General features: G+C 53.2%; 11 protein-coding genes. 5 read left to right on the top strand and 6 right to left on the bottom strand.

What is annotated here, in order from left to right; all coding sequences use genetic code 11:
• Positions 1-47: 47 nt before the first annotated feature.
• Positions 48-1,541, bottom strand: a complete 1,494-nt coding sequence (gene glpK, locus B036_RS0110500) for a glycerol kinase GlpK (protein WP_020568670.1) — start codon at positions 1,539-1,541, stop codon at positions 48-50.
• A gap of 424 nt (positions 1,542-1,965) precedes the next feature.
• Between glpK and B036_RS0110495 the strand changes: the two genes are divergently transcribed.
• From B036_RS0110495 to galK, 5 genes are all read left to right on the top strand, one after another.
• Entirely contained in the window at positions 1,966-2,367 is a 402-nt protein-coding gene (locus B036_RS0110495; protein ID WP_020568669.1) for a hypothetical protein, read from the top strand.
• A 161-nt stretch (positions 2,368-2,528) separates the two neighbouring features.
• A complete protein-coding gene (gene bshC / locus B036_RS0110490; protein WP_020568668.1) occupies positions 2,529-4,121 on the top strand; it encodes a bacillithiol biosynthesis cysteine-adding enzyme BshC in 1,593 nt (530 codons plus the stop codon).
• A 217-nt stretch (positions 4,122-4,338) separates the two neighbouring features.
• Positions 4,339-4,845 carry a hypothetical protein gene (locus B036_RS0110485; RefSeq protein ID WP_020568667.1) on the top strand — a complete coding sequence of 169 codons (507 nt, stop codon included), beginning with the start codon at positions 4,339-4,341 and terminating at the stop codon, positions 4,843-4,845.
• Positions 4,846-5,160: 315 nt separating this feature from the next.
• Positions 5,161-5,886, top strand: coding sequence for a YebC/PmpR family DNA-binding transcriptional regulator (locus B036_RS0110480; protein ID WP_020568666.1), 726 nt, complete (start codon positions 5,161-5,163; stop codon positions 5,884-5,886).
• A gap of 96 nt (positions 5,887-5,982) precedes the next feature.
• Positions 5,983-7,143, top strand: coding sequence for a galactokinase (gene galK, locus B036_RS0110475; protein ID WP_020568665.1), 1,161 nt, complete (start codon positions 5,983-5,985; stop codon positions 7,141-7,143).
• A 4-nt stretch (positions 7,144-7,147) separates the two neighbouring features.
• Here the strand turns inward: galK and B036_RS0110470 are convergent, their stop codons facing one another.
• The 5 genes from B036_RS0110470 to B036_RS0110450 form a co-directional block, all read right to left on the bottom strand.
• Positions 7,148-8,440, bottom strand: coding sequence for a porin family protein (locus B036_RS0110470; RefSeq protein WP_020568664.1), 1,293 nt, complete (start codon positions 8,438-8,440; stop codon positions 7,148-7,150).
• A 2-nt stretch (positions 8,441-8,442) separates the two neighbouring features.
• Positions 8,443-9,015: an RNA polymerase sigma factor gene (locus B036_RS0110465; protein ID WP_020568663.1), complete on the bottom strand. Its 573-nt coding sequence runs from the start codon at positions 9,013-9,015 to the stop codon at positions 8,443-8,445.
• 323 nt (positions 9,016-9,338) lie between these two features.
• Complete coding sequence (locus tag B036_RS0110460; RefSeq protein WP_026231867.1) at positions 9,339-9,845, bottom strand: DUF3124 domain-containing protein; 507 nt, start codon at positions 9,843-9,845, stop codon at positions 9,339-9,341.
• A gap of 83 nt (positions 9,846-9,928) precedes the next feature.
• Positions 9,929-10,462, bottom strand: a complete 534-nt coding sequence (locus tag B036_RS31935) for an SRPBCC domain-containing protein (protein ID WP_020568661.1) — start codon at positions 10,460-10,462, stop codon at positions 9,929-9,931.
• 118 nt (positions 10,463-10,580) lie between these two features.
• On the bottom strand, positions 10,581-12,242 hold the full coding sequence (locus tag B036_RS0110450) for a CRTAC1 family protein (RefSeq protein WP_406603397.1): 1,662 nt from the start codon (positions 12,240-12,242) through the stop codon (positions 10,581-10,583).
• Positions 12,243-12,339 lie beyond the last annotated feature (97 nt).

Raw genomic sequence — 12,339 nt, 5'->3', positions numbered from 1 at the left:
TTGCTATGAAGTCGGAACCCATATGTATTCATTTTACTGCTGCGCCCCTACTCCGCATCTTCCCAGGCCATGCTCCGCTTAACCGCCTTCTGCCAGCCGCTGTAAAGCTTCTGCCGCTTCTCCTCCTCCATCTCCGCCGAAAAGCGGCGGTCCAGCTGCCACGTCTTCTTAAGGTCAGCCTTTGTCCAGAAACCAACGGCAAGGCCCGCCAACATAGCAGCGCCCAGCGCAGTAGTCTCCACCACTTCCGGCCGCTCCACATTGGTACCGAGAATATCGGCCTGGAACTGCATCAGGAAGTTGTTGTTGGAAGCACCACCGTCTACTCGGAGGGTGCTAAGGTCAGCGCCGGAGTCCTTCTGCATCGCATCGAGGACGTCGCGGACCTGGTAGGCCAGGCTCTGCAGCGTTGCTCTGACGATGTGGGCTTTCTCCGTGCCACGGGTGAGGCCGAAGATGGCCCCCCGGGCGTACATGTCCCAGTAAGGTGCGCCGAGGCCGGCGAAGGCTGGCACAACGTACACACCGCCTGAGTCTTTCACCTTGCGGGCGTAGAATTCGCTGTCGGGCGCTTCATCGATGATCTTTAGTCCGTCACGGAGCCATTGGATGGCCGCACCGGCAATGAAAACGGAACCTTCAAGGGCGTATTCCATTACGCCATCCACTTCCCAGGCTACGGTCGTCAACAATCCGTTGTCTGAAGCAACCGCTTCTGTACCGGTGTTCATCAGCATGAAGCAGCCCGTACCGTAGGTATTCTTAGCTTGCCCGGGTTCGAAGCAAGCCTGGCCGAAGAGGGCGCAGTGCTGATCGCCGGCCATGCCGGCGATAGGAATACTGGTGGAGAAGAGACCTTCCTCCGTGTGTCCGTACACTTCGCTGCTCCCCTTTACCTCAGGCAACATACTTGCCGGAACGTCGAGTTCCTTTATCAGTTTTTCGTCCCACTTTCGGTTACGGATGTCGAAGAGCATCGTACGACCGGCGTTGGTGACGTCGGTAACGTGTACTTTGCCACCGGTCAGTTTGTATACCAACCAGCTGTCCATGGTACCAAAGGCGAGTTCGCCAGCCTCGGCGCGGGCACGCGCGCCCGCCACGTTGTTCAGTATCCAGTTGATCTTGGTGCCGGAGAAGTAGGCATCAACAACCAGGCCAGTGGTATCCTTTACGTGTTTTTCAAGTCCGCGAGCCTTCAGCTCATCGCAAAAGGTAGCGGTACGCCGATCCTGCCATACGATGGCATTGTGGATCGGCTCACCGGTCTTGCGGTCCCACACCAGCGTGGTTTCCCGCTGGTTGGTGATGCCGATGCCGGCTACATCCGAAGATTTGATCTTCGCCTTTACCAACACCTCCTGCGTCACGGCAAACTGGGTACTCCATATCTCGTTTGCATCGTGTTCTACCCAGGCAGATTGGGGGAAGATCTGGGTAAATTCCTTCTGTGCGGTCGCCACGATGTCTCCGTTATGATTAAAAACGATGGCGCGGCAGGAGGTGGTTCCCTGGTCCAGGGAGAGGATGTATTTTGACATGGATCGATTTTTATTTGCAGGTTGCAATATACAGGTTGGAAGTTTAGCTAAGGGTGTACAGATTTTAGCCGTGGGAACAATCTATTGAACAATGGTTTTAGCGCCTGTGGCGTGATCCAGAACGACGAAGCCGTGCCACTGGCACTCAAGCCAATATAATGGCGCGATTGGATTACACCACATTTCTGCCTACCTCCTTAGATTTTCTTCTTCTCCGTTAGAAAAATGATGTAGACCTGACTGCCCTACAGCAGGCAGTTGAGTCCATAAGCTCTAAATATTAACACAGATTGGCCAAAAACAAAAACACTCCCCTGCAATAATAGCCATACCAGATGGTTCATTACCACGGAATCCCTGCCTTCTTAGGCCAATTTTAGATTTTGAATCGACCCCCAATATTTTTTCAAACCAACCAACCAATATGAAAAAATTCAAATTTGCTTTCCTTTTCTTCGCCATCCTATCCATCGCTGCCTGTGCAGATGATGATGACGGCATAACTGATGTTTGCGCTCAAACCGACTGGGTCGGCACCTATTCCGGAACCGTCGATTGTGATGGCGCCGTCGAAGATGTAACGGTAACCATTGCGGCCAGTGGCGCCGCCAATATCCTGGTATCTTATCAGACCGCAACCGTCCAGACGGAATTCGGGGCTCTGCCCTTCGATGGCTGTGACCTGACCGCCAACGCGACCGGAAGCGGTCTTTCAATCGTACTAAATGGTTCCCTGACTGGTCGTGAATTATCCGTCCGGGAAGTTACTACTGTCGACTCTACGAATACCAGTACTACCTGCGTAATTATAGCGACTAGGAACTAAGACAGACGCCATTTTTTGGTATTTATTGATTTGCCGCTCCAACCTGTATGGCTTTTTGTCATTTTGGTTGGAGCGGCATTTTTGCCTACTACCCCCACCTTTCGTTAAACTAACGCCCCCCTCCCGGGGTTATCCCGCCTGACCACCCAGCAAACCAGTTCATGCAAATCGATCGGATCCCTTTTCCCGAAGTTCCTCAGTTTTCGCAGCGCGACGTGGCCTACGCCACCGGTGCTGCCGACCTAAAGCCTTTTTTCAAGTATCCGGTTACGCTCCAGGCGTTTGCCGAGGTCATGAAGGACAAGGCCAACGATAAGACAAACCGGCAACTTCTGGTGGACGAATTACTGGCACAATACACAGGGCTGGATCAGGCAGATACGGCGCGGACGCAGGTGCAAAGTTTGTTGAACGGCAATACCTGGACGGTCATCACCGCCCACCAGCCCTCGCTTTTTACTGGTCCGTTATACTTCATTTACAAGATCTGTTCCACGATCAACCTGGCCAGGAAACTCAATGAGCAGTATCCCGATCAGCACGTTGTCCCGGTTTTCATCATCGGTGGAGAGGACCATGACTTTGAGGAGATCAACCACGCCCGGATAAAGGGAAAAAAGGTGGAGTGGAACAAGCAACATCCCGGGGGCTCCGTCGGAGCCATGTCCATCGACGACCTGAAACCTGCGCTTACCGCGCTGAAAGGACTGCTCGGAGGCGAATTCACCCCTTTCGGCATTTACGACCGGATTGAGAAAGCATACTCCGGCGATCGTACTTATGGTGAAGCCACGCTACACTTTGTCCACGACCTCTTCAAGGACACTGAGTTGGTGATTTCCAACCCCAGCCGACCGGCCTTCAAGGCCGCTTTCCGGCCAATGATGGAGCGGGAAATCTTTGAACAGGTCAGCCAGCCCCTGATCGAAAAAGCACAGGCGGAACTGACCGCAGCCGGGTACTCCGGCCAGGCACATGCCCGCGACATCAACCTGTTCTACCTAAGCCCCGGGCGCCGGGACCGGATCGTCTTTGAGGACGGCAACTACGGCGCCCTCGACACTACGAACCTCTGGACCGAAGCCGAATTCCGACTGGAACTTCAGGAACACCCCGAACGCTTCAGCCCCAATGTGGTGATGCGGCCGCTGTTCCAGGAATTGATCTTTCCCAACCTCGCCTACATCGGCGGTGGCGGAGAACTGGCTTACTGGCTGGAGCGGAAGGAACAGTTTGCGGCCTTTGGCTTGAACTTCCCCATGCTCATCCGGCGGAACTCCGTCGTTTGGGTAGATCAAAAAAGCCAACATCAGCTGGATAAAATACAGCTGGATTTTCGTCAGCTCTTCCGCCATGACGATCTGATCATCCGCGACTACGTAGCGCGAGAAAGCCCCAACGACCTCTCCCTGGAAGCCGAATGGGAACAACTCAACGGCCTCTTCGCCTCCCTGGCCGCCAAGGCCAAGGCCATCGACCCTACCCTGGAAAAAGCAGCCCTGGCTGAAGGCACCCGCCAAACGAAAATCATTGCCCAGTTCGAGTCCCGCCTCCGGCGGATCGAAAAGAAGAAGTATCAGGAAGCAATGGACACCATCCGGGCACTACGCGCCAAACTCTTTCCCGGTAATAGCCTTCAGGAGCGGAAGGACAACTTTCTGAACGTTTACCTGGAAGAAGGGGAAGCTATGTTCCCCGCGCTGATTGAGGCGCTGGATCCGCTGGAACAGGGGATGGTGGTGGTACGGTCGTGAGGGTCATCTGTAGTACTTCCTGAATTAGTGACCACGAAGTGGTCGAACTTTAATTGCCCGGGGTGAGGGCGTAATCTACCCGTTGCGGCGCTGCGCGCCGATACGTTACCTGACTTACCCATCACCCCAGGTTCCGGCATACTGCCTCACCCGGGGCAATTAAAATTCGAGCCCTTTGGGCTCACTATTTTTGGTAGCTTTAGGCAAATCCCCTTCCATGAAGCGTCGCCTGACCACTTTCTTCAGCCTACTGGTTTTCTTGCTCGCGATAATCTGGACCATGGGCCAATCCCGCTGGCATCTGAACAGAAACGATTACAACGAAAAACCAACGGGTACGCTTGTCGTAGTGAAAGACTCGCTTTACCAGGACACCAAAGGCAGGGAATGGATTCGCCTCCCGCATCACATGAACGCTTTTCATCAACCGGCCAATCCAATTCCTGCACCAGCCAAACCTTACGGCACGGCCCTCGACACCTTGAATTTCACCTACGAACCAGACAACCCTAACCTGAAGTTACTGAGCAAAACAGAGGACGGAGGCTCGATGGAAGCAATTCTCCAACCAGACGGCACCTACCTCGAGGAAGGTCCTCTACTGGGAACTTATAATTATGGCCATCCGGAGGGATTCCGGGGCATCGTGGAACATACCCTTTGGGACGTCATACCCCATTTCGCTAATGCCAACTACCGGGTTCCGGCAGCAAAGTCACAGTAGGAAGTTAGTTTGGCGGCCTGCGGCCATAGACTGCTGGTGGCTTTGGCCCCTTGCTCCTTCGTTCTTTTCTTTGCACCTGCGGCCGCGCCCTTATTAATCTAGTAGCAGATAGTCTAGTCGTCTGGTAGAGCTGCCGAACGTTATAGCGTGGATGCTCGCTCCGCTCGAAAAGAGAAGGGAAGAATTAGAGAATGGGTGAATGTTCCACAGCCTCCCGAGGTGAGCAAGCGCAGCGCTGCGAACGGAAATCGCGGTAGCTCTACCAGACTACCAGACAACTGGACTATCTTTGCCCTCCGATAAAAATATTACCCTATGGGACGTGCATTCGAATATCGCAAAGCCGCGAAAATGAAACGCTGGGCCGGCATGGCCAAAGCATTTACCAAAGTAGGTCGTGAAATCAACATCGCAATTCGTGAAGGTGGTGCTGACCCGGATTATAACCCCCGACTGCGCCTGGCGATCAACAACGCCAAGGCCGTCAACATGCCCAAGGCCAACGTAGATGCGGCCATTAAGCGGGCAACGGACAAAGACACCTCCAACTACGAGGAAGTAACCTTCGAAGGCTACGGCCCTCATGGCATCGCCGTATTCGTTGAGGCTACTACCGACAATAACAACCGTACGGTGGCCAGTATTCGCCACGCGTTCAGCAAGTACGGCGGCAGTCTCGGCGTAAATGGTGCCGTTGATTATATGTTTAACCGCAAGGGGCAGTTCATCGTTAAAACTGAAGACCTGAAAGGTAAGGACCTCGAAGAACTGGAACTGGAATTGATCGACGCCGGCCTTGACAGCATCGAGACAGAGGACGACGAAGTTTCTTTCTATACCAGCTTCGAAGATTTTGCGGGTTTCGGTCCGGAAATGGAAAAGCTGGGCATCAACGTTAGCAAAGCCGAACTTGTACGCCTTCCGACGCACACCAAAAAGCTATCGGATGAGGAGGTAGAAGAAGTACTTATCCTCATCGATAAGCTGGAAGAAGACGACGACGTCAGTAACGTATTCCACACCATGGACGAAAGTGAATAGAATCTAGGAATCAGCACCTAGAAACTAGGAACCGGGGAACTGAAAACTAGGAGCTAGACCTCTGGTTCCTAACTTCTAGTTTCTAGCTTCTAACTTATGCTTCCCAATATACAATCTTACTTAGCCGGACGTGGTCTCTCCCGTGAGTCATTCTCCTTAGGGCTCCATTCTCCCGGCCGAATCAACCTCATCGGCGAGCACACCGATTACACCGGAGGCTGGGTAATGCCGGCGGCCATTGATAAAGGCATTGAGTTTTATGCCCGCCGGATCGACGCTGCGGAACTCAGGTTGCACGCAGTTGACCTCGACCAGCGCTATACCCTCCCCCTGCCGGTAACCGGTAAAACGGGCGAACTTTGGGTAGACTACCTGGCCGGTATTTGTGCCGAGTTTCAACTACTGGGCCACGAAGTTCCCGGAATGGAAATCGTATTTGGTGGCAACGTTCCCCGGGGTTCGGGCATGAGCAGCTCAGCCGCCCTGGAGGGCGGCATGGCCTTTCTGTTGAACCAGGTACTGGGAGCCGGTATTTCTCGCCCGCAGCTGGCCCTGCTCTGCCAACGCAGCAGCAACAACTTCATCGGTGTTCCTACGGGGATCATGGACCAGTTCGCCAGCCTCAACGGCTCCGCCGAAGGACCAATTATGCTAAACTGTGAAAGCCTGGAATTCTCCCCCGTCAGTGCAAAGCTGCCTGGCTATGACTGGCTGTTGGTCAACTCCATGGTTACTCATGAACTGGGCAGCAGCGAATACCCGGTAAGAGTACGCGAATGTGCGGAAGCTTACGCTGCGGTTAAAACCGCCTTCCCGGACGTCCCCAACCTGAGTTCAACGTCTCCTGAGCAGTTTGCTGCCGTTGCGGAGCAATTACCCGAAGTCGTCCGCAACCGCGGCCGCTACGTAGTGGAAGAAAATGCCCGGGTACGGGAGATGGCTAAGGCCCTGAAAGCAGGAGACGTGAAGGCTGCCGGAGACCTCCTGAATGCGACGCACGCCGGCCTGCGGGACGACTACGCCGTCAGCTGCCCCGAAGTAGATTTCCTTCAGAAACAGGCTACTGGTGCCTTTGGTGGAGACGTTGCCGGGGCCCGCATTATGGGTGGTGGTTTCGGCGGTTGTACGATCAATTTAGTCCGGACAACGGACATCCCGGCCCTGCAGGAATTCCTGACCGGCGCCTACGCTGAAGCTTACGGTAAGGAGCCGGAGTTTTATGGGGTGGAGATTGGTGCTGGGACGTGTAGAATATAAGGAGCTACTCCAACTTGTACTTAACCCCAAAACTCAAAGAACTAGAGTGATTAAACCGCGTCCTGCCAGCCGCCGCGTCATCAATCAGATCCACCATGCCGAGGTGGAGTCCCACTTCGATCGCCAGGTGACGGCTAAGGAGATATTCTGCACCAAGCAGCGCACCGTAATCCTGGTATTTAACCAATGACCGGCCTTCGATGAATTCGAAAAAAGGATTCTCCTCGTCTGGGCCCACTACCGTTCGTTCAAAGGCAAGGTCCGGCAGTGAATACCGTACACCTCCACTCATACTCAGACGAGGAAACAACTGATAATGGGCCAGGAGGCTAAACTCCATGGCCTGATACCCCTGCACAACACCTTCATAGATGTATGCCCGGTCTTCTCCCATATGACCGGTATTATGAATTTCCTCCTTATGGTAAGACCAGGGCGCATCTACGTCACTGAATACCGGTAGCCGCATACCGTGAGACCGGTAGCCGATCCTTCCCTCCAGCCCCAGGCGTTGCCCCAGGCGGCGGTTAAGACCAACGTAGGCGTAAATCCCCCGGTCCACCTCCTGCATGAAATTTGCGCCACGCCAGTGGTTGGAAAGCCCCGTGCCCAGCGTAATCTGTAGGTTAGTGGGGTGCTTTGAAACTACGGGAGCGGGAACGGACGAAACGGCAACCGGGCCGGAAACCAGCAGTATCTCAAATGGTAGCGTCTCAACCACAAGATCAGTCCGGTTAAGTGGTTGGATGGGGAGTACGGCGACTAAAGGAGCGATTGCTTCGGGATTAGCCGGAAGGCTTAGCTTTTCATCAGCCGTGGCAACTGCCACCTCTTTTTCGGGAGTTAACTCCGTTTGATGAGATATTCCATCGGCTGCCTTAGCCGCCAATGGTGGTCTAGGTTTCAGTTCAGCGGGAGTAACAATGGTACCCACCTGGGTTCGAATTGCTTCGGTTTCATCATGGGCAGCTGTTTGCACCTCTCCATAAACCTTTGTAGGTAGCCGAATATCCGTGGCCTTACCTTCAACAACAATCATTTGTTGCGCGGCTGCTTTGCGCTGGTATCGATCCCATTCGCCTTTTCCGACGCTGAAGGCGATTAAGCCCAACAAAGGGAGGAGTACTAAAAGGGGAAGGTTTTCAGAAATCCAAAACACCGGTCCTCCTTTCTTTTGATCTGATCGCTGCTTTTGCAGTTCCTGAAATGCCTGAAAATCCTCCTCAGGACTCCCTTCCGGAGAATAGTCTTTTAATTGCCGGCCGAGATCGAGCCAGTCTTTTTCGTGCTGGTCCATGTTTATCGGTTTAGATGGTTAATGGCGGCTTGCAGCCGCAGCCGTGCCTGTCGCAGATGGTACCTACTGGTGGTTTCTTTAATCCCCAGCCTCAGCGAAACATCCCGGTGGCTCATCCCCTCCACTGCCGTGAGGTTAAAAACTGCCCGGGGAACCGGAGGCAGTTGTTGAATGAGCCCTACCAGATCTTCAAGCGCCAACTGCTGAAGGGCCTGAGGAGACTGGAATTCGGTTTCTGTTTCTGGCAACTCTGCATAAGACTGGTTTCGTTTGGTGCGAATCTGCGCCAGGCAGACGTTTACGGTAATCATCCGTAACCAGCCACCAATTTCCCCGTCACCCCGGAATTGGGTTAAGGAACTGAAAGCTTTCAGGAAGCTTCGGTTGAGGAAATCACGGGCTTGCTGCTGGTCCAGGGCGTAACGGCTTGCGATGCCTAAAACCATGCGGTAGTGGTGGTTGAAAAACTCGCGCTGCGCGCGAGGATCCTGTTCCACGCACCGCCTTAGCAGCTCCTCAGCCGGAGTCGCCTGCACCGTGGCAGGTTTGGATTCCAAACTTATGGGTAGGCTCATTGACATTCAGTGCAGCGAACTTCGGTTTACAAGCACCAGGAACGGCCTTGGGTACTTATGCGAAAGGAAAGGGTCTAAAGATTGTTTAAAAGTAAAGCGTAAAAGGGGGAAGACGCTGCGAAAAGCATAAATAATAAAACGTTATACAGTAGTAAGTATGAGCTGAATACAGCGACCTCCCTTCGATAGTTTACACCCCTATGATGCTGGCGTAACTGACCAATGTGAGTTAAGGGGAGTATTTTTTTTCGTCTAGTGATCGGTAGCATTTAAGGGTGCTCGGGGCCACGTAATTTACCGAACCACTTCGAGATGGGGATATATTATTTCAAAGCAACTCCCTGGGTAACAAAAGAAAGCCCCTGTTGTCCGCTCGTAGAGATCATCACAGCTTCAAAAAGCGGGGCATTGACCGTGGAGTCGCTCCTCCATTCAAAAATGAAATTCCCGCCAGTACCGCCAGCCAGATCGGTATCATCGATCACTATTTCTACGGTCTCCATTGGCCGGATAAAAATAGGGTGATCGAAGTAAGCCCTTACGGCTTCTCCGCCGGTGTCAAAGTACGATGCACTACGCACGTAGATCGTATCCGAGGTGTTCATATTACGCATACTGACGGTCGCCGTCAGGTTGAATTTCCGATGGGCGGTGTAGCTGTAAATTTCGGAGTATACGGAAAGGTAGGTCTCCCCTTCCCTGCCGCCTTCAGGGAGGGTTTTCGCACGTCGCTTGCTCCAATCCTCTGGAGAAGTGGAACTTAGCGGAACTTCTTCATTACATCCGGTTAGTAACAGAATGACAAGTGGAATCAGAATAAGGTGTTTCATTTTCAGGCTTTTTAAGATCAGGCGGGACCGCAGGTGCAAGGTAAGGTAGAAAGTAGCAGGGGACGGCGACCTTGATGATCACCCTAACGCCTAAGTTCAAATAGCTGTTCGTTAAAGGCCTCCGGCTCCTCTACCCTGCGCTTCAAACCTTCATTCATCAGTTGCATCCCACCTGAATACATCGGCCGAATAGCGGCCTCCCATCCCATATTTACGAGAAAACCACTCATTTCTACCACGTTGGTGAATAAGGTCCCACTCTCTCCCGCCGCTTCCAGCCGGAAGCTCTGCTGGTATAGTCCCGTCAGCCAGTGCCGTTGCTTCCACCGAAGCAGTGTTGCGGGCTCGTAGGCGGTAATCAGGGGCTTGAAGCTGCTGGATTTATTCAATACGACTCCATCTCCCATCATGTTGTCCGGGTCAATGTCTCGCATCCTTTCGAAGAGGGTTTCGTAGTCCGGATTGACGGTAACACGTACACGTTCTCCTTTCAGTGCCACTCCCTCCATATCTCGTAAGAAAGGATTCCAGGAAGCCCATCCGGGGAAGTCAACCAGGGCCAGCCAGACTTCGTCGGGGGTGGCGTTGATGATGATACTGGTGGTTAGTTGGTGCATAAGGAATTAATTGAAAGTCGTCAGACAAACTTTTGGCCTGACTGCGTCAGGCCAAAAGGATTTGTCGGCCGACCTGTGCCTCATTATTGGTACCAGCGACGTATTCTTACCCTGCTCTTTAATTTTTCTTCCGCAGCAGGGCAAAAATCACGCCGCAGACCGCAAGTAAGCTTACTACCCCCAGCCCCCACTTAACCAACCCTGCACCCTGCGTCCGCGCCGCCTCTTCCACCACCAGGAGTTGATTTGCCGCCACGCCCGTCAGCAACTGCTGTTCGCCACCCGTCCAGGAAACAAGCACCGAATCCGCAACGGTTTCCTCGCCGAGGCCAAAGTGCGCGATGACGGAGTTTTGCGATAGGTGGCTACTACCGCCGCCATCAATTTCCCGGATCATTTGCCGCCCCTTGCTGAACACCGTCACCCGGCTACCCAGCCCCTGACTTTCTGCCTCCTTACCCTTCAACGCCACCTTCAGCCAGTTGCCGGGGGCAGCATCGTTGCGCAATAACTTGGTCTTCGAAGAGACCGGAAAGTTGGGCAAAACCGGCCGCTGGCAGACTATAAATATATCCAGGTCACCGTCGTTTTCCAGGTCAAAAAGCACCGATCCCCGGCCAATACCGTAATCTCCCGTGCCATTTTGCTTTCCAATCTCGTTGAAGCCATCGCCAACGTTATCGTAGTAGTAATTGGCCATCGGTACGCAGTTCGGATTCAGGTCGCCGTTACTGACAAACAGGTCGAGGTCGCCGTCGTGATCGTAATCCGCCCAATTCGCCCCCCAACTGATGGCGACAAAATTCATCCCTACCTCTTTGGTCCTATTCTTAAACGGTTTGCCCACTCCCTGGCTGACCATGAACCGATTAAAACGAATGTTGGTCATGTAGTAATCCAGCATCCCATCCTGGTTGTAATCTCCTCCGGCAGACCCCATAGCATTGATCCGTAAATCAAGCTCCAGGTCTTCACTAACGTCAACAAATCTCTTCTTGGGGTACTGATTTTCATACACTAAACTGGGGACGGCCTTATAACCAAAGTCGTTGTTCACGATAAGGTCCTGGTCCCCGTCATTGTCAAAATCGGTAAACACGCCACCAAAGCCAAAGCCCCGGTGGTCCATGCCATATTCGTCGTAGACGTTGACGAAGCCTTTTCCACCGTCGTTCAACAACAGATAATCTCTGGCCGTCTGGTTGGCCCCAACGATGGTGGCATCGCTGATGACATTGAGCTTGCCCTCATATTCAATGAAGTAGTTGCCGACGAACAGGTCCGGCCAGCCATCGCCGTTGAAATCACCGAAGCTTCCGCCGGTGCTGAAAGAATACAGGGGGGTAAGGCCAAATGTATCCGTTACTTCCCGGAAAGTGCCACCAGCCTGCCCGAGAAACAGCAGATTACGGGCACGGGGGATCGTTCGGGCGCTGTCCCGGGAAGTGATGGTGGTAACGAAGAGGTCTACGTAACCGTCCCGATTCACGTCTGCACCCGCTACACCCTGGGTAACGAAGTGGCGGGTAAACTCCATTCCCGAACCTTCATAAACATTGGTCATCGTACCGTCCCCATTGTTGCGCAGCAACTGGTCATCGACCGTCCCGCCAGTAACATAGATATCCTCAAAGCCATCCTGATTGAAATCAATCACACAGGCACCGCCGCCAAACATACCTTCCAGCACGACGAACTCGTGGTTGATGCCAGCGGAGTCGGTGACGTCGGTGAATTGGGTTTGGGCTGGGGCAATACTGGAAAATCCCAACCAAGCCATCATTACTAAAAAACAATAAGGAGGAGCGTACGCAACCATTTAGCTTAATTACAATGTTTCAAAAAAAGTGACGCTGGACAACGACTTAACGGGGTTT

The sequence above is a fragment of the Neolewinella persica DSM 23188 genome (assembly GCF_000373105.1).
GTDB lineage: Bacteria > Bacteroidota > Bacteroidia > Chitinophagales > Saprospiraceae > Neolewinella > Neolewinella persica.
This window is presented reverse-complemented; position numbering and strand designations above follow the sequence as displayed.